The sequence below is a fragment of the Bartonella sp. AP1QHHD genome, from assembly GCF_042196265.1.
Classification (GTDB): domain Bacteria; phylum Pseudomonadota; class Alphaproteobacteria; order Rhizobiales; family Rhizobiaceae; genus Bartonella.
In genome coordinates, this window is the sequence record NZ_JBHIPW010000050.1 from 1 (window position 1) to 19,635 (window position 19,635).

At 37.6% G+C, this 19,635-nt stretch carries 17 protein-coding genes; 5 read left to right on the top strand and 12 right to left on the bottom strand.

Going from position 1 to position 19,635, the window contains the following annotated elements; all coding sequences use genetic code 11:
- Nucleotides 1–398: 398 nt before the first annotated feature.
- On the top strand, nucleotides 399–2,387 hold the full coding sequence (locus tag ACFIME_RS04535) for a M23 family metallopeptidase (protein WP_375662312.1): 1,989 nt from the start codon (nucleotides 399–401) through the stop codon (nucleotides 2,385–2,387).
- Nucleotides 2,388–3,236: 849 nt separating this feature from the next.
- On the opposite strand, the gene ACFIME_RS04540 is transcribed toward ACFIME_RS04535, so the two are convergent.
- From ACFIME_RS04540 to ACFIME_RS04550, 3 genes are all read right to left on the bottom strand, one after another.
- Nucleotides 3,237–4,658 (bottom strand): sensor histidine kinase, encoded by a 1,422-nt coding sequence (locus tag ACFIME_RS04540; RefSeq protein ID WP_375684564.1) that lies wholly within the window; start codon nucleotides 4,656–4,658, stop codon nucleotides 3,237–3,239.
- 224 nt (nucleotides 4,659–4,882) lie between these two features.
- On the bottom strand, nucleotides 4,883–5,437 hold the full coding sequence (locus tag ACFIME_RS04545) for an RNA polymerase sigma factor (protein ID WP_273724155.1): 555 nt from the start codon (nucleotides 5,435–5,437) through the stop codon (nucleotides 4,883–4,885).
- A 7-nt stretch (nucleotides 5,438–5,444) separates the two neighbouring features.
- A complete protein-coding gene (locus ACFIME_RS04550) occupies nucleotides 5,445–5,648 on the bottom strand; it encodes a NepR family anti-sigma factor (RefSeq protein ID WP_375610684.1) in 204 nt (67 codons plus the stop codon).
- A gap of 168 nt (nucleotides 5,649–5,816) precedes the next feature.
- On the opposite strand from ACFIME_RS04550, the gene ACFIME_RS04555 reads away from it, so the two are divergent.
- From ACFIME_RS04555 to ACFIME_RS04570, 4 genes are all read left to right on the top strand, one after another.
- Nucleotides 5,817–6,611, top strand: a complete 795-nt coding sequence (locus ACFIME_RS04555) for a response regulator (protein ID WP_273791319.1) — start codon at nucleotides 5,817–5,819, stop codon at nucleotides 6,609–6,611.
- A 22-nt stretch (nucleotides 6,612–6,633) separates the two neighbouring features.
- Complete coding sequence (locus tag ACFIME_RS04560; RefSeq protein ID WP_375662314.1) at nucleotides 6,634–7,647, top strand: HWE histidine kinase domain-containing protein; 1,014 nt, start codon at nucleotides 6,634–6,636, stop codon at nucleotides 7,645–7,647.
- A 984-nt stretch (nucleotides 7,648–8,631) separates the two neighbouring features.
- Nucleotides 8,632–8,997, top strand: coding sequence for a hypothetical protein (locus tag ACFIME_RS04565; RefSeq protein WP_375662326.1), 366 nt, complete (start codon nucleotides 8,632–8,634; stop codon nucleotides 8,995–8,997).
- Between the two features lie 44 nt (nucleotides 8,998–9,041).
- A complete protein-coding gene (locus tag ACFIME_RS04570; protein WP_375662315.1) occupies nucleotides 9,042–9,491 on the top strand; it encodes a hypothetical protein in 450 nt (149 codons plus the stop codon).
- Between the two features lie 1,321 nt (nucleotides 9,492–10,812).
- Here the strand turns inward: ACFIME_RS04570 and ACFIME_RS04575 are convergent.
- The 9 genes from ACFIME_RS04575 to ACFIME_RS04615 form a co-directional block, all read right to left on the bottom strand.
- On the bottom strand, nucleotides 10,813–11,586 hold the full coding sequence (locus ACFIME_RS04575) for a DUF4167 domain-containing protein (protein ID WP_375655326.1): 774 nt from the start codon (nucleotides 11,584–11,586) through the stop codon (nucleotides 10,813–10,815).
- Nucleotides 11,587–12,856: 1,270 nt separating this feature from the next.
- Complete coding sequence (locus tag ACFIME_RS04580; protein ID WP_375633299.1) at nucleotides 12,857–13,042, bottom strand: hypothetical protein; 186 nt, start codon at nucleotides 13,040–13,042, stop codon at nucleotides 12,857–12,859.
- 225 nt (nucleotides 13,043–13,267) lie between these two features.
- Nucleotides 13,268–13,711: a hypothetical protein gene (locus tag ACFIME_RS04585; RefSeq protein ID WP_375643265.1), complete on the bottom strand. Its 444-nt coding sequence runs from the start codon at nucleotides 13,709–13,711 to the stop codon at nucleotides 13,268–13,270.
- A gap of 2,113 nt (nucleotides 13,712–15,824) precedes the next feature.
- A complete protein-coding gene (locus tag ACFIME_RS04590; RefSeq protein ID WP_375617997.1) occupies nucleotides 15,825–16,622 on the bottom strand; it encodes a hypothetical protein in 798 nt (265 codons plus the stop codon).
- Between the two features lie 90 nt (nucleotides 16,623–16,712).
- On the bottom strand, nucleotides 16,713–17,039 hold the full coding sequence (locus ACFIME_RS04595) for a hypothetical protein (protein WP_375633303.1): 327 nt from the start codon (nucleotides 17,037–17,039) through the stop codon (nucleotides 16,713–16,715).
- Between the two features lie 699 nt (nucleotides 17,040–17,738).
- Nucleotides 17,739–18,104, bottom strand: coding sequence for a hypothetical protein (locus ACFIME_RS04600; protein ID WP_375617995.1), 366 nt, complete (start codon nucleotides 18,102–18,104; stop codon nucleotides 17,739–17,741).
- 138 nt (nucleotides 18,105–18,242) lie between these two features.
- Entirely contained in the window at nucleotides 18,243–18,530 is a 288-nt protein-coding gene (locus ACFIME_RS04605; protein WP_273791311.1) for a hypothetical protein, read from the bottom strand.
- A gap of 219 nt (nucleotides 18,531–18,749) precedes the next feature.
- A complete protein-coding gene (locus ACFIME_RS04610) occupies nucleotides 18,750–18,884 on the bottom strand; it encodes a hypothetical protein (RefSeq protein WP_375634555.1) in 135 nt (44 codons plus the stop codon).
- A gap of 39 nt (nucleotides 18,885–18,923) precedes the next feature.
- Nucleotides 18,924–19,073: a hypothetical protein gene (locus ACFIME_RS04615; protein ID WP_375617994.1), complete on the bottom strand. Its 150-nt coding sequence runs from the start codon at nucleotides 19,071–19,073 to the stop codon at nucleotides 18,924–18,926.
- Between the last annotated feature and the right edge of the window lie 562 nt (nucleotides 19,074–19,635).

Here is a 19,635-nt window from a genome sequence, read left to right on the forward strand (position 1 = left end):
TTTTTTTTTAAATAAAATGCCCAAAACAATACCAATAAAATATTGAACAAAAAATCCTATTTCAAGACATTATTGGCAAAATCTGCCTTCATAAAAATAAAACATGAAAACAGCAAGGAGTGTAAAGAGAGCATGGCGCCTTTAAAGTAAAATATAGCACCCCATTGCAATGCATAAAAATAGGAAGTTGCCTAGGAATGAGTTAATCACAATAACGCTTGTTTTATGCTACTTTAATAGGGAAAATTTTCTGCGCAGATACGATTTATAAAGACATTGCTGTATAAAGAGAATCGCATGATCTGTAATTTGTAAAAAGAATCAAATTCCTGTAGAAGCATGCTAAGCTATCTATCTAGCTTTCTTTATTTAATATTGAAAAGTACTCTTATAAATCTATGTGGGATAACGAACAACAAAAAAACGATCCTGGACAAGACCCTGCTCTTGTCGTCAAGCGCTTGCGGCCTGCGCGCCGACAGGTCTCTGCTCGTTGGCTTACGGGAACCATTCTGACAGGAATCACTTCCTGCATTCTTATGGGGATTGCACTTTTTACGGCTCTTGATGAACAACAGCGATTGGTAACACCGCCACAATGGTTTACGCAAGAAAACCTATCAGAATCACAAGACCCTGAGGCCAATGGCTATAAAGGTGATCGTATTTCTCCCACCCATGCACGGCAAAGCTTTGACAGAAAACGTCAATTTGAACTATCGATTCTACAAAAAAAAGGCGATGAAAAAGTCATTCAAACACAACATTTTGAATGGATTCGTATGGCTTTAGCCGAAAATCGCCCCCAGAAATATAGTTATCCAAAATTTGATTCTTTAAGCATTCTTGCCAGTGATTCTAAAAATCAAAATATCGCACCACAAGAAGATTCTGGGCAGATTTACGGTGCAAAGGTTGAAACAAAACTCACCTTACGCAGCTATGATTTTAAGGTAAATCAATTCGATTTTGATGACAGCGACACATTGACAGATGAAGAGGCACAACAAGAAGTGCAAAAAGCTGGATTTACTTTAGAAAAGAGCTCCGAACTTCTTTCAGTTCTCACATTGATTGATCCTTTAAAATTAGAAGATGTATCCTCCCCTTCCCAAGGCACAGAATCCCCTGAAGTTCGAATCGTTCAAGAAAATGTAACCGTTTCTCCTCAAAGTCACCGTATCGATCTGACGAAAAACTATGTTGAAGATATTATTCCTATTCGTAAAAAACAAACGATAGCCGATGCTTTCAAAAAAACCAGTTATACAAAAAAGCAAATTGACCAGGTTGTAAAAACGCTAGAAAAAATAAGCCTTTCCGATTCCCTTAAAGAGGGAAGCCTTTTACGCATTGGTATCGTGACACAAGCTGGTGAAGAAGATCATCTCGTACGCGCAAGTATCTATCAAGGGATGCATCATATTCTCACCATTGCCCTGAATGATAAAAGCCAATTCATTGAAAGCACAGAGCCTAAAATGTCTAAAGCACTTAAAACGGCTTTTCAAAATGGTATTCCGCATTCTTATATCAATAGTGCGCAATTACCAACGGCTTATGATGCACTCTATAGTGCTTTGCTAAGCCATAATATATCACAATCTCTCTCTCATCGTCTTATTCGTCTGCTAGCCACCAATATTGACATGAAAAGTCTGATAACACCCAATGATCAGATCGAAATATTTTATGCTGTACCACAAAGCGATAAAGAAAACCAAAATGGCAAAAAGAACTTGAAAGCAAAGGAAGCATCCCAAAACACTGATCCAGAAATTCGTTATATTAGCGCAACTTTTGGAAATACAACTTATAAATATTACCGTTATCAATTAAAAGATGGAAGCGTTGATTATTATGATTCTGAAGGGAGGAGTTCAAAGCCTTTCTTGCTGCGCAAACCCACACCAAATGGGATTTTTGGCTCCCCCTTTGGTCCACGCAAACATCCTATTTTAGGCTATGTTCGCATGCATACGGGAGTTGATTGGGTTGCTCCTAAAGGATCACCCATTATTGCTGTAGGAGATGGTATTGTCACAAGAGTAGGTGTAACAGGTGGCTATGGAAATCACACGGAAATTCAACATGCCAATGGATATGTCAGCAGTTATTCACACCAAAGCCGTTATGCACCAGATATCAAACCAGGCGTGAAAGTACGACAAGGACAAATCATTGGGTATGTTGGAACAACAGGAATGGCAACCGGTCCCCATTGTCATTTTGAAATCATTGTCAATGGCGTCAAAGTTGATCCCATGCGCATCCGTATACCGGATAGCAAAGCCTTAACAAATCAAGACCTACAAACATTCCTACAAGAAAAAAACAATATTGATGCCTTGATCAACAGCCCGATAACACCCTCCGAAGAAACTTAAAGCATAAAAGCATCTGCATTTTTACGACTCAAAACATCTAAAAATATGCTTTAGCGCTTATTTTTCTTAAAGAGATTTCCGCACTTTAAATATGTATAAAGAATTTACCGAAATATGCCACCACCCAAGGTCGCATAACAATGATTAAAAATAAAACGCCCTCCCCTTTTCAGGTTTACGCACAATAGAAAAGTGAAAAATATGAAACCCCAAAAGGTTAACTCTTCTTGTTTATTTTATCAAAACGATAGCCCGTCCTTATTTGCCATGCAATAAAATCTCAAATCAAAGAGGTGCCCGCTAAAGGATGAAGATTCTAAAATCCATATCATTCTATAAACAACCCGACTTTTTGTTGAAGAGATTTCACCTGTTGAATGCTTATGCTGTTCATAGCCCTAAAGGACAGTGTTTCATAAACTTTATGAGCAAGTTATCCTTAAGAATATTCGTTACACACTTTTACAAAAACACCACATATTTAAAGTTTTACATGCCTTACAAAAAATAACAAAATTTGAAAAAACAATCTCTTCACAAAGAAATAGAGCTTACTAATATAAGTATTATCGGTTTAAAGGAGCTTTTATTCAAAATAAATTTAAATTTTAACTCAAGTACTTCAAAGCTATAAAGCATACAACAACAGGAGAATTTTGAAAGCCGATAATCGGAGTCAGCAAAGCAAAAAACAAAGAGACCAAAAGATAAAGAAGCAATGTTGCTTCTCTTGAAGACAATTGACAATCTGATATGAATGGTGCTGTGTTCGCGTCATCTAAGTTATATTTTTTCTCATTTTTATTAAAACGAACAAGCAGAGAGTAAAGAATTTATCTCTTAAAAAAATCAGTCAGAGCTTTTTTTTGAACTATTCATGCTAAGTTTTGGCAAAGGAATGATAATCTTTGTGCCTCCTAAAGCAGAAGTTTCAAACAGAGGTTTCTCACCAAATTGCATACAGAGCTGTTCCACGACCACACGACCAAGTCCTGTTTTTTGTTCTAAAGTTTGGCTTTTCATTCCCACGCCATCATCTTCTACAATGAGCATCAATTGTCCATCTTTCTGGGGACCAAAAGAAATATAAATATGACCCGACCGTTGATCAGGAAAGGCATGTTTTAAGGAATTTGTCAGCAGTTCACCAAGGATAATTCCAAGTGTTGTCGCATCTCTTGAAGACAGGCGACAATCTTTAAAGTTTGTGTGAATGGCGATGTTTTCACGCAATTCAAAAGGGACTGCCAATTCGACATCATGCACAACAGAACTGAGAAACTCTGCCAAAAAAGTCGTTTCCATATCATCACTTAAGCGCAAACGACGATGTGCTGTAGAAATTGTCTGAATACGATCACGCGCAGCTCCTAAAACAGAACGTACCTCTTCATTTTTGCTCCGGTTTAACTGGAGCCCCAGCAAAGAAGACACCGTCCCAAGAGAATTGCCAATGCGATGGCTTGCATCCTGCAATAATATTTCAACCCGTTGGCGTTCTTTTTCAGCGTGATTGCGTGCTCTTTCTAATTCTTGTGTTCGTTCTTTCACGCGGGCTTCCAGAGCGATATTTTCGCTATGAAGCAGCAATTGATACAATTTTAAAGAGCGCACATCACGATGAAAACGATTAATAACAAAATAGGCAGAAATAAAAGTACTCACAACGGAAACAATAGCCGCCAATGTCAAAGCAGCCCGCATTAATGCGATACCCTCACGCTGTTTTTGTCGCACCACATCATCCCCATTAATAAAGCTTGTCATCAATTGAGCTAAACGTGCCACAGGAATCTTTGATACTTCAAAAGAGGCAGCATGAGAAGGTTGTTCAGGAATCGCATCAAGAGCATGCATATGGGCATTCATAAAGGCTTTTCGTGCTTCAACCTCTTTTTTAAAAGCCGTAAACCATTCATCCCATTGTGGATGCGCATAAACAATAAGTGCGATATAATCGAGTATATCCCCTAACTCCCGCTCTGCATTTTCAAAACGTATTTTATCTTCCGCCTTGCGCGTTTTTGCATAGCTGCGATCAGCAACAGCCATATCAATCAAGCTAATAAGGACCAAATCAGCCTGTTCACGCAATTCTGAACTTGTATTCAACTGTGCAACTTCTCGATCAACAGCATTTGAAAGCAACATAATAAAAACCGATGCCAAAAGAGCCATAACAAGAGAAACAACAATCGCACCCCACCGCCAGCGTGATATCGTTGCATCAGAAGAAGGCATTTGAGGCATCAAATTTGTTTTTGTTGTCATAGAATGTCCATTGGCGAACTTGAAAGTCGTCATTTTTCAGCACAAAGGAAGGCAACCTTATGGAACATAAAACCTAAAGCCCGTGGGAAAGTTTATACAGGCTTTTCTTGTGTTCCTAAGGATACACGCCAAACACTCTGAATTTCCTCAGATACTGACTTTACTGTAATAGCTATAACGGGAATAAAAAAAACAAGGCTATCGATCATAATTATTATGCTTTTTTAGCCGTTAAATGAACACAATGTACTTCCAGCTGAATAAGAATCAGGACCATAATCAGACTCACCATCTACTTTAAGAAGTTCTTGTAATCGATTACGCGCCCTGCTCACACGGCTTTTAATGGTTCCAACAGCACAACCACAAATAGCTGCAGCATCTTCATAAGAAAATCCCGATGCGCCAATGAGAATAATGGCTTCTCTTTGATCGGCAGAAAGCAAATTTAAGGCTTTTTTGAAATCTTGCAAATCAAGTGATCCATATTGAGCAGGATGAACAGCGACATTTTGAGTAAACACGCCATCGGTATCTTGAACTTCTCTTCCCTTTTTACGCATTTGACTGTAAAATTCATTGCGCAAAATGGTAAAAAGCCAAGCTTTAAGATTGGTTCCCATCTCAAAACTATCTTGCTTAGCCCATGCCTTCATAACAGTATCTTGGACCAAATCTTCGGCTTTATCGTGCTTGCCACTTAAAGAAACAGCAAAAGCTCGTAAAGCCGGCAACACAGAAAGGAGTTCTTGTTTAAAGTTTTTCGCGCACTTTGACATAAAGGATTCAAACCTTTTCCACATTGTTTAAGCCAAATTGCTCTGCGCGCTCCAACTTCTCTAAAAGCTCAAGCAAACACCGTGGCAGTGCTTCTTCTTGAATTTCCATGTAAAATTGACGTAACTTCCGTGCTATTTCGCTATTGACCCCGAGAAGATCATCTCCAACTCTAAATTGTGTGGTGAGATTTTTTTCATCACGGTCGTTCATTTTTCATCCCCCTAATCCATATATTACTAATAGCACCGCGAAGAATTTTTCGCCTTATGGTTGTAAATATAGCTGTCGGTAAAAAGTTCCATACAAATCAAGGAACTTTTTTATCTGTTGAGAATTTCAACCAACAAAATGCTTGAAAGGTCAAAGGAGTTATAAATTATGTCATTATCAACGCGCATTGCCCCGCATCTTCCCTATCTTCGGCGTTTTGCCCGCTCTGTCACCGGTAGCCAATCCTCTGGCGATGCTTATGTTTCAGCGATGTTGGAAGCACTCATTGCCGACATCTCCATTTTTCCCAAAGCATCCACTGACCGAATTGGTACCTATTGGCTTTTTTGCCATCTTTTTGACCAAACCACACCAAACATCCCTGAACCCCTGCCCCAATTTGGTCTTGAACAAAAAACCAGTGCCAAATTATCCTATCTCACGCCCCGTGCACGCCAAGCATTTTTGCTCATTGCCGTTGAAGGATTTCATGAACAAGAAGCCAGCGAAATCATGAATCTGGATACGAAAGAATTCCGTAAGCTGCTCAACCAAGCATCCATTGATATTTCTCAACAAATTGCCACTGAAGTAATGATTATTGAAGATGAACCTCTTATTGCGCTTGATATTGAGCAAATGGTAGAAAGCTTAGGCCATCATGTTGTAGGAATAGCGCGCACGCGTGATGAAGCTGTCATCATGTATCATAAGAAAAAACCACGGTTGATTTTGGCTGATATTCAATTAGCCGATAACAGTTCAGGTATTGACGCAGTCAATGAGATTTTGAAAAATGACCGTATACCGGTGATTTTCATCACGGCTTTTCCTGAAAGGCTACTGACCGGCGAGCGTCCAGAACCAACTTTTTTAGTGACCAAACCTTTTAACCCTGATATGGTGAAAGCGCTTATTTCCCAAGCTTTATTTTTTCAAGAGAATGCTTCTAAAGCGGCTTAGAACAGAGTAACATCTTAAAATTATGATCGTTACGCCTCTTTCAAAGCCTCCCATGGATAGATCTCATATGAGTGCGCTCATGCAAGCGATTCGTGGTGCTGATATTTGTGTTCTCTATCAGGCAACAAATCTGGTTTATTTATGGGCTGAAAACTTGCCACACCATTTGCACCATAAATGGCGGGTTGGGTGTCGTGACAGCGACTTTTTTTCGCTTGACCTTGCAGACAATATGGAAACCATCAAACTGCAAGTTTTAGCCAGTGGCAAAATGCAAACTGTTGAAGCACGTTTTGAAGATACAAATAAACAAGAGATTTGGTACAAATTTTCTATTGATTGCCATCGTAATGATAACGGAGACATTATTGGGATTATCACCACCGGTGTCAATATTTCCGGCTTACGCCGCCGTGAACAAGTGCTTAAAATCCTTCTTCGCGAGGTCAGTCACCGTTCTAAAAACCTTCTAGCGATCATTCAAAGTATTGCCAGCCAAACCGCCCGCTATACTGAATCTCTTCAGGTTTTTTTACGAAAATTTCAAGGTCGTCTTCATTCTCTTTCTCATTCTCAAGATCTAATCACTGATTCCGATTGGCGCGGTGCTCAATTCCGCGAATTGGTCCAAACGCAGGCTTTAGGCTATTTTATGAAAGAAACAGAACGTTTTTCACTTGAAGGCGTCGATCCTTATCTTTTTCCCAATGCCGCTTTGCATATCGGTTTGGCTTTTCATGAACTGATTGTCAATTCTCTTTCTTTTGGAGCTCTTTCCCAAGAAAAAGGGAGCATCTGTGTACGCTGTGAAATCGAAACAAAACTGAATGGCAAAACACAACTTATCATCACTTGGCATGAAAATTTTGAATCCGGCATCCCTCCCACAAACAATAAAAAAGCCTGTTTTGGTAGTGCCGTTCTCGAAAAAATCGTTCCCATTTCCGTGAATGGTTCAGCTTCCCTCAAATTGACACAAGAAGGAATTGTCTATTGCCTCTCTGTTCCTGATACTTATTTTGATATTTTTTCTTAAAAGAGCATTTCAAACAATAAACAAGAGAAGTTTCCCCTTTTCAGCAAAATTTCTCATCTATTTTATTAAGCACAAAGATATTTTCCAGCCTCTTTAAACCAACCACTATGTCCCCTAATAGCTCCCCACAACCTTAACGAAAAACCTTAACAATGAGAACTTAAGTCGCATAAAATCCATTCCCGCTGTCAATCAACTTTCATCCCTTATAGAACCGCATATTTTAAGAGAGAAACCAAAACAATGAAGAGTAAACCGTTTCAGCTTTTATATGCCAAATAAAAGCGAACCTATTACCTATCTCTTTTTGTGTAACTTTCGCAATGCGCATACAATTCCATTTTGGCAGAATATGAAATTTCAAGGAGTAAAGCTAACATCCATCATCACTCTCCAGCTTTACGGGACTAAAGCATCCACGACAACAACAATTAACTGATGAAATTACACATTTTATGCTTTTATTTATCGCATTCTTTAATGGAGATATCCTCTTCAGGTACAATAGGACATCCTAAAACAGAATACACTTGTGTCCCTCCATTCACGCACTTTTTAATATTTCCCAGTGTACCCCCGCTCATTTCAAAACAGTATCTGTAAATAAGATATAATAGCCCCCGTAAAGTGAACCATCAAAACTGCCCCTTGTTACCCCACGTCCTTCTTTACCTTCATACCCCTTTTCACTTCATAAAAGTAGTAGCTGAGCATCATCATACTATTTGTCTCTCATGTTACAACAGCCATTGACCTTTGAGAGCCTCCATAAGAGGCATTTCAGTCTTTTTTCAAATATTACTCACCAACATAAAGCCCCCACACAGCCTTTTATGACGTGCAAGCCAATGACATTGATTAATTTACTATAGAATAAAATCTCAAAGGGGAACTAAAAAACTCTAAAACCGTTTAATAGTGAAGAAGCCCCTAGGCTGACAAATTGGAGTCCGCGCTGTCAACCTGTCATTTGGAAAATAATTGATGAATCCCCTTGTTTTTATCCTCTTATTAGTTTCATGTACAGATGATTTTAATAGTTGCTATTCGAACAATACAATGGTTAAAATCTATCCCACGGCTCAAGCTTGTGAACAGGACATGGTCCCGTCCACAAAAAAGTTTGCACTTTATGGACAACAAATCTTTGCTCAATGTATAAACGTACACCCCAATTTACATCAACAAGAAGTAAACTTGATCTGGTCTGTAACAAACCATGGAAATTTCCTGCTTAAAAGCCAAAACGTAAAGGACAAGCTGTCTACAGTCCAGAAAGAAGATATTTTACCAACATTGCTTCCTCTTTTGCATTCTTCTTCCACAAACCTCTTGCACAAAAAACTTTAAAAGCATAAACCCATCAGATCTCAAAAAAATAATCAATGAAAGACATGATGGATAATAAGCGAATGCAACCTTCAAAAGACCATCACACAGAGCAAAATTCTCTGCCTCAAGATCTCCCTTTAGACCCTGCTGTAGAACGAGTAAGAAAAAAACTTATGGGTTTAATGATTATTTCCGTTTTAATAACGCTTTTCCTTATTCTAACCGTACTGTTTTTAATTATTTATAAAGTGATAAAAACCGGATCAGCGCCAAAACAAACAGAGCTATCTTCCTCTCTCAGCAAAAACCCACACGTTATCCATCATACGCTCTCTCTACCGGAAAAAACACAGATTTTGTCGCAAAGCCTCTCAGAACACAATATTGTACTGAAAGTTTTAACCCCTGATGGACAAACAAAATTTATGATTTACAATTATCACACCGGTGCACTTGTCTCCATTCTTTCTGTTGAAACAACAAAAGAGAGAGCGAAGATAATGCCTCATTAAGCAAACTAACATCAATAAGCGCTGACATAGCATCCTTGAAGGTTTAAACATTTTCTGCAAGCCGGCATTATCACACGCTTTGCCAGCGCGTGGGTGTTGCCGATAATCCTTGGCGCTAGAGAGAGTTCATAAGAGCCATTTTTATTCCTTTCTTATACAAATTTATCCACACGGGCTCTCCCCGTTTGCAACGTGCAAGCGAATGGTTTTTGTTGATTCAACATGGAACAAATTTGGAAATGAGAGAATTCTAGGGGTTTAGGGGCTCTCACCTAACATTCAAAACAATGAATTATTATTATAAATCAATGTGATAAGCATTAAATATTCACCACACGGGCGACGGCGCGTTTTTTACTGTATCCCCTCACTTAAATTATCCCCTCACTTAAATCTTGGAAAAGAAGAAACCTTTCTGTCAACGCATTCCCATTTTTAAGAAAACTGACATCACTTGGGAAAAGCTAATAAACGTGCAAGAAATACCTCTTCTTGAGTGTAAAAATTCAACATATTAATTTATAGTGATGATTTATTTTGCATGTCAAACGAGAATCTCAAATACTGTAAGATTCTCTCATCTCAAATCTATTTATGATGAAGCTCATCAAAATCATTTCCTCACATATCCTAGCAAGGAAATCGATGAATAAAATACCTCTTATGAATGATCCGCTATCAAAAGAAGAACTGTTGCAACATTGAAAATTAAAGCAATAACGCCCAGCTTACATCTTTTATTAAGCAAAGATAACCGATGGATTTCACATGATAGAATTCATGAACACCAGCGCGAAATGGGCATGAATACATTGAATATAAGTGTGAATTAAATAAAACAACGACATTGCGTTCTTCATAAAAGAACTGCCTCTTAAAATACACGGATGTGGTTTTCTCTATATCCCCTTACTTAAATCTCAGCAAAGAGGCAATCTTTTCTGTCAACACCCTTTGGTTAAGTCTCAATACAGCCCGTGAAAATCTAAAGAAAGTGCAAGAAGCTTCTTGAGTATATTACAATTTACTATCATGATGCCAATAACATCACCACAAGCGCTTACACAGCACCCTTCAGGTTTAAACATTTTCCTCTACTTCAAGATTGACCACTTGAGCGACGATGCATCTTTCTCTGTATTCCCTTACTTAAATCTCAGCAAAGAGGCAATCTTTTCTGTCAATAGCCTTGGTTAAGTTTCTGATACAGCCCCATGAAAACTCAAGGAAAGCGCAAGAAGCTTCTTGAGCATATTATAATTTATTATCATGATGCCAATAACATCACCACACAAGCGGGCTTACACAGCACCCTTCAGGTTTAAACATTTTCCTCTGCCTCAAGATTGACCACTCGGCGACGGCGTGGTTTTCTCTGTATCCCCTCACCTAATCCAGGCAAAGAAGAATCCTCTTTTGTTGCTGTTTTTGTTGCTGTTGATGCATCTCCATTGCTAGAGTTTTCTGCTGTTGTAAGTGAAAGCTCAAGAGATGATTCATCTTGAGTCCGTACAGTACGTCGACGAGGAGAACGACGTATTTTTTTGACAGGTTCAACATTTTTCTCAGAGAGGCAGTGCTCTTGATCTGTTTTTTCATCCGATAGAGCCTCTAAAGCGTTTTCTCGCGCATCCCCATTTTGCGCTTTATCATATTGGCCATTGCCATTTTTTTGCGACGACATTTGTAATACATCTGTATCACCCTCGACAGCATCCTTTTTTTCACCATCAAGATTTATTTCACCGCATTCTTGCCCATTGTTTTCATCACGATTTTCGTTTTCATCACCACGATTTTCATCACGCCGAACCGATTGAGACATTTGCCCAGTTGCTGCTAAAATAATACGCAAATAGTGCTCGGCATGTTGTAAATAATTTTCCGACATAACACGATCGCCTGCACCTTGTGCATCACGCGCAAGGCTTATGTATTTATCGGCAATTTGCTGAGCATTCCCGCGAATTTTAACATCCGGACCGCTACTTTCATAATTGCGAGACAACGGATTAGGACCGCGACGATTATTATTGTTATTACCATTATTGTTATTATTGCGACCGCGTACCCGTCTATTTTGTTGTGGCCTCATCTTTATCCCTTTTTGGAGTGTTTGTCTTATGTGTGTCTTAATTGACGCTTCCTCATTGCATTATCTTTTGATAATGCTGATCATGTTTAACATACGATTATCAAGCTATCCGCGTTTATTTCACTCAAACGAACCCTACTGATATTGATAAAAGCATATATTTTCTTGAAAATCACAAAACAGCAGGGAAATCGTAAATCAAAAATTCCCTTTTTCTCTGTCAAACAGCAAAAACCTAATGATGTTCACGTAAAATGCCAAGTGTTTTTTTTAAAATAAACCATATTTCACTAAAAAAATAATTATCTTGTGGAAAACAAAAAGGAAAACACACATATAACACACCTGACAAAGAAAAAATTCCTGCCAGAGAATAGTATAAGCTTCCTTTTTTGCTCTAAAACCACCGCTCCTAAAAACGCCGATATCCTCTACCCCCTCGTGCATTTAACTCACAAGCACTTCCATCCCAACGAGTCACTGCGCGAACCTCTTTACTTTATAAATATAGCCTCTCTTCATCGCTAAAGCAACCCCTTGCGAGCGATAATCCACGATCGCCTCACAAAACCTCTTAACTTTTATAGATAGATTAACACGAAGTATTATTCAAGCCCTATAATCACCAAGAGATCAATCTTCTTTCCCAAACAAGTCAATGATACTATCAATTTTTATTTTAACCCATAGAGTTTTTAAGTTAATCACAGTTTTTATTTATAACAAATTGAGCTTAAAAACAAAATATTTAAATACAAAAAAATATCAAATTATGAAAAAAACGACCAATATGTCACACTTTTTTAAAAATCAGCTTCTTCTCAAAAAAATACCCTCCTCAAAGCCTATCAATAAGAATGGCCTAACGTATTTCCTTACTTATCTTTTCTGATAAAGAATTTTCTGATAAAGAAAACTAGAATTATAAAACAAGCACATTTTTAAACCCAGCACAGCGCTTTACGCATGAAGAAGCCGTAAATGTTTATAAAAGGAATGTTTTTTTACTCATTTTTGTCATGTCTATTGACTTACACCCTCAAAGAATGAAGGTTCTCAAATCACACTGGTCTGTTAACAATGAAAATACTTATAAAATTCATACACTGAATTGATTTGTAATGATAATTCATATTTTTTGTGTTGAGTAAGAAAATTAATACCGTAGGATTTTTCATCCTCAATCTGTTTGCTATTGAATCAATCTCTTTTTCTTGCATGTTACATGTGGGAAAACCTGCGTGGAGTAAAAACGATAAAAAAGTGCCTCTTATGAACCGTCTCTAAGGCTAAAGGGCTGTCGAGAGGCACCATTGGGAGCAAGCAAAGTGTGAGATAGTACCGGCTTACTCTTTTTTAAACCATAAAGATGAACTTGCTTTATAAATTTTATACATTTCATGAGGGCTTTACCATTATACCATTCACCAGAACCATTACGAAATGGATTTCCCACACTCGTTATTTCCCTTAAAAAAGCGCAACAAATCCTCCTAAAACTCCACCACGCCCCCTTAAACATTTCAAGGAAGCATCCATGCCTTATGTCGCCACACCTTAAATAAGAAGTGCGATATAACAAGATAAATAAAATTTCTATTGGTCTCGAGGCAGATCGTAATTTAAGGGGTTTTTATCTTTTCATCAAAATTCGCATCCTTTTAACTTTCCATATAAAAACTTAAAAGTAATTGCGTCTTTTGCCTTTTTTATTTTCTTTTTCATTGAGAAAACAATCGCGTAAGAGAAAATAATTTCCATCCCCAGGTCGTACCAACGTCAAACATTGTTTTTTTGCAGTATCAGAAAGCTGATCCCACATTTCACGAATAGCAAAATAGGCCTCACTTTCCAAATTAAGACAATGCTGATAAACTTCTCTTTTCATATCGGGCATAACGGAAGCAGAAATTTCCTTGCAATATACACGCATATCAAAAACAGGAATAACCAATTCAACGGGTGCTTGTTGTGTTATTTTTTTATGAGAAGAAAAATAACTGACCACCTTTGCAACAACAAAACACAAAAACACTATACAAAAAAGTATTATGCAAACAAAAGCAATCTTGCGATATAATCTTTTGAAATAAGCCTTTTGTCTTGCTCGGATTCTTTTTTCCATAAAGATTGTACCCTTTAATATCCCAAGAGAAGCTTTTACAGTAAAAAATGATAGCAGTATCTGTGTACACAATACAGGTTATAGCAGCAAACGATCAAGACTCTTATGTTAAAAGACTCTCTTTTTTTATTGTATAATTTTTATCGTATAAAATTTTTGTGAAACAGTTTTCTCACGCCCTTTATGAAAAAATAGGGATTATGATTTTCTTTCACCACCTTAAAAGACGAAGATTCTTCATCCATGCGGCTTTATAAACAATTCGTCTTCTTTAAGATACATCACATTGATTTATAAAGAGTATTTATTGTTTTTTCATATTGAATGAGAGACCCGAATACCACAGGATTCTCTCATCCTAAATTTGTTTTCTGTTGAAACGATCAAAACCATGTCGCTTGCAAGTTACAAGCGGAGCTGGCATGTGGATTAAAAACTGTACAAAAAAGGCATATGCCTCTTATGAATCGTCTCACGAACCAAGGCTTTCGTAACATTGGAAACTGGAAAAATATATGAGAGTACCAACCTGCACTTTTATGAAGCATAAAGATGAGGGAGATACCTTATAAGTTTTATACATTTCATAGGGGCTTTACCCCTATACCATTGACGAGTGTTCTTGTAAAAGGGACTTGGGAGTGGGATATCTCTTTAAAAACAAGTCCATGAATATGCAATAAATGTATATTCGGAGACAAATAATATTTTAATATTTGAGGCATTCTGTTTTTATGTGAGAGGCATGATCCCAAGAAGACACACGATACATAAAAGCATAAGGCATTATCTTCATTATTTAAATAATATTGCTATAGATAGTTTTGAAAATTATAAAGGAAAAAGATGATAGTCCGAAGAGTGATTGATATGCCTTTATATTTTTCTCAATAAGGTTGTCTTCCTATTTCAGAAATCACTCAAATACAGCCCTCATCTGGCATATATAAAGTCTAGCTTACAAAAGCTGGAATCGCTCAGAGAGTTTTGCCCTTCTGAATCCGTAAGGCTCTCATTCTTCTTTCTCTCAAACATGCTACAGCTTTGAAATTTGATGTTGATTGACAAGCAACAAAAAAAGCTCTGCACTCTCTTAAGAAAACAACGCCTTAAAGTTACACACATAATGGATTGGAAAGATGTCCTAGCTTTTTATCAAACGCGCTGTAAAACAACGAGCGTAACATATTAGCTTTGCTTATCCCAAAAATGTTCATCCCAATCTCTTGTATCCAAATCTCTTATATCTCAATCTCTTGCATCCAATTCCCTAGCCTTCAACTCCCTAGCCTTCAACTCCCTTGCATCCAATTCCCTTGCATCCAATTCCCTTGTGTCCAATGCATAAAAATCAAGTTGAAGAAAATATATGGACACCCCTGAACTCGAAAATATGAAAGGAAGGCGTGACAGAGTTTCGCGTTCCTTTGTCATGCAAAAGCATTAGACATTCTGAAACAAGCACACTTACTGTCTCGTAATGATTCCTTTTTTCTGCTACCGGTCAAATCCCTTTATTTAGAGAATTGGCTATCACAAGTTATGCAACAAATAGCGCTATATGCAACAAACAGAACCTGATTTATATCCGCATGGAATTCGTTCCAGTTTACATGATTGGCTCGCAAAATCCACTTGACTTTCCCCTTTGTCTTTTCCCCTCATGGGATCTCTATCACCATAGAACAAAAAGCGATATTTTATGACGCTTTATGGACAAAATCCCCACCGCCCGAAGAGTTCATCACATGACGAAAAAAACACTCCCCATATTCACCACACACAAACACTTCAATATATAAAACTTACATGCCTTCTATCACCGCACTCTCAAAAAGCAGCACGACAACAAGATAAGAAAATTGATGTAAAACTCCAAACAAAGAAAAGAACGGATTTTCTAATCGAGGTAAACAAATACTGTTAAATCAACGCTTCCATTTTTGATGATGTCACACCTATGCTTTATAGCACCCCTATCACACTTCATAATACCAAAAAATTTTCTCTGCCCTACGCACTATGCGCATCAGAACCAATCAAATAAAACAGAAATGCGCTATCTTCCTACTTTTTTGTTTTTGATTAAATAGCAAGATATAGCTGTAATTCTTTAAAGAGCTTCATACCATAGATTCATTTTATACATAATATCATCAACAGAATGTTTGTATGTGCTGCAGGAAGAATCCCCAGAACGCTCCATATGACCACTGGATGAAGAGCTGTTACAGGATTCTACAAGAAATGCCAGTGACATTGGAGATAACGCATCCTCGCTATCAGAATAATAAGCTGATAAAAAAGTGTAATCTTGTGAAGGAAGTGTCCCCGAATTTACTTGTGATGGAGCGGCAACAAAAAGAGAATTAAAGGTTCTAGGACCAATGACAATATCACCATTCGCTTGCCGCATAATACTTCTTGCAGAGTATATATGATTTGTATTGATTGCCCCCAGCGAAGCCCATTCATCCTGCCATAAATATGCATAATAAAGATCCATAACTTGTTCATGTTGAACAACGTTGTCAGCAGACATGGCTGTATCAAAGAGTGAGTTAGGAACATAATAAAAATTTATATCTGGAATAATTTCATATAGCCAGTACGTTTCATCAGGATTATTAGCAATCTGTTGCCGCGCCATTCTGTAAACTGCATCCATATTTGCAGTTGTAGACACAAATGCTGAAGTCTGTTGAGCAAGAGAGTGCCCAGTTACATGATGTATGATATCCTGATCATCCCCCCAAGGGGCAAAACCTCCTCCAAAGAATATAACAGATGGAGAGCGATCATCTATACGGAAAACCATATGGGGAGGATCAATAGCATATGACAGATTTACATCTGAAAAGAAAAAAAATAAAACTGTCACTAAAAATACTGAGAATGCTCTTTGAAACATTTTTATACCTTTGATATACACTCCATATTTTATACCTGTAACCTCTTGAAGCGTTACAGATATAAAAAGGGAGAAAAACCCCTATTGATCTTATTTTAAAGTGATGGCTAAAACCCTTTTTGCTGGCACATTACCCGCTTCAAAAATAACCATTACTTTTCTGTTCAAAATGACTGCGGTTTTTGCCAAATCCAAAATACTTTTTCCAACAATGTTATCACAGCCCCAAACACCTTTTTGAATGTCTGAAGTAGGGCTGATACCGTATCTGAGCTCTAGGAGACATTGTGCTCCTGCGCTAACGACTTGAACCGAATTAAGATAACCGTTTTGTTCATAAACTCCAGCATGAGAAACACCTGTTGTTAATGCTATTATCACCAAAACGATGGATATTTTTTTCAAAAAGCTTTTCATAATTTACCTCTTTTAAATTTATTGCAACGGACATGAAATGCATCCCCATGCAATCTAATGGATATTTTTAACCTCCTCGCCTCCTTAAAGACGAGAATTTTAACCAGCTTTAGCCCGTGATAAGACTGCCTCATCTCAGTCTATTCTTACCTCTATCCCCGCTGTTGCACGATTTATTTTACAGGCTCTACAGCAAAGCCTTCCCTTATTGATGCCGCGTGAATGATGACTCATGCACACAACAAAACACCGCATGCACAAGCTCTACCATTGGCGATATCTACCACTGACAATGTCTGCCATTGTTAATGTACGTGCACTCTACGGATTCAAAATGTGTCTATGATTTATTGCCTATCGCAAGCGGCATACTGTCAACAAAGACAATTAAGACACGTATTTACAGCCTCACTAAGCTTAAATCTGTCTAACACCAAACGCTAGAATGAAATTGCCATCTAAGCTCAAACGACGATTGATACAAAATCACTCAGTTTAAAATAGAATCAACTGTAGTTGAATATCTTAAGATAGATCCTCAATACCGATAACTCATGAATTCTGTAAAACATGAACGATTATACTCTGAGTAAAAACTGTAAATCAGAAAACTGCTAGGGTTAAAATAGCCTTAGTGTAGAAGATTGACCATTTTCCAAGCATCGCCTATTTAAGTCACAACGAATACAGATAATACGCTTAATTATCACGCACTCTCAGCCCTCGAATAACATTGATTGAATAGTTACTTCTGTAACAAATATCAACGAATTGCGATGTACTGTAAGCTCTATAGGCCAGCTCAACAATCTCAGGACTTTGAATATGAAATGTTCTTCCTACAATTTTTGACATTTCTGGCTCTTCTGTAGGCCTCGTTTCTAAAACAGAGAGAATATTTACCCCTTGCAAATTTTTATATGGAATGACAGAAATATTATTGATGATTTGTGAGCGAACCATTGTTCCGCCGATATCTGAACAATCATCTGAAATAGTCCACAAACGTGCAGAAGCTGGTCCAGTAAGACACAAAGCTAAAAATATTAAAATCAATTTTTTCATTATAGAATACCTCTTTTTCATTTTTGGTTGATCAAAAAAATAAATGCTCTATGGACAGGCAAATAACTATCCTGTTCACAACTATCTATCTCACTGCTTTAAAGGAGCTAAATCCCATAGAGACACAAATCGAGATGGTTAATCACCCATCGTTTTACTTTTATCCGCTTCTTCAGCGTCTTGTTTGTGTTTCACATCTTCAAGATCTTTGATAATCGTTTTCAATTGTTGTTCTAAAATATCCAAACGCTGTGTAAGTTGGAGAATATTTTGAGTCTGTATTTTATCAAAACATTGGAGATCTTGACGTGTTTGCTTCAACAGAGCATTCAAAGGAGCATGTCCCATTCTTCCGCTAGCATAAAGAACCACACGAATACATTCAGGATCATCAATATCAGCAATAGAAAATGGAAAAAGTGCCATTATATCCCCCTTTTTGATAAGCTAAACGCGTATTAAGCATTTGAATATCTTTTTCCGTTGTACGGCTCTTGCATTTCTCAGAAAACCTCAGACAACTATATGAAAGGCTTTTGAAAAAAAATTCCTCATCGAAAATTTTTACAAGGTATTTTTTAGATTATATTCCGTTTTTCACCTAAAATGATAATTTTATCACCTGAAACCAAGAAAAATGCATGATCACCTTGATGCTTTGTTGGCTTTCCCCAAAAGGACAAAGCCCGCTCCACCGGTCTTCAAACAATGCCAATCGATAAACAACAATCTGTAAACAATCTGGTTATTATCTAACGGATTTGGCTTGGCTTCCCTCATCAAATGCACCTTGGAATGCATCCCCTGTCTAGAGTTACTCTACAAAAACGCTTCTTTAAGAATACGTACAGACGAAAAACATCCCAATCCATAAAGGTTTAACCGCGCCTCAAACAATAGTATTTTACGACACAACAGGATAAACCATTGTCTTACAGATTTTCTCGTATCACTCTCATTCTGTTTCAAGAAGTTTCCTGACAAGTACAAAATGCATCTAAGAGAGTCAATTACTCACCATGTGTTAAACGCATCGCCAAAAGACTTCGCAAACCCAGCGCCCATTTTGAAAAAAAGAACGCTTTTTGCATACACGCTCTACCCAAAAGAGGGAGAGTACCATTTTGCCTTTTCTCGCTTTAAATAAACATATCCGTTGACCTCTTCCCGCCACCTCAAAAGACAAAGATTTTAGCCCCACATCGGTTTATAAAACAATCCAACTACTCTGAAGGGATTCCGTCTGCTGCTCACTTATATGATTCACTTGCATAAGGCTTAACCAAGCAAGCCTCCACTGAATAGATGTCTCTTCAATACTTAAATGGATCAAGTATTGTATGTCTTATTTTCCTTATATCACCAGCTTCAATAATAGTGTTTTTATGACGGTGTTTGACGGCATAACATAATAGGATAAATTTTACCCATGGGCTTTTTGTCATCGCCCATCAACACCTTAAACCCAACGTTTTAATAATGTATCACGATACCACAAGAGAGAAGCATTTTGGATAAAGTCTTTATTCCT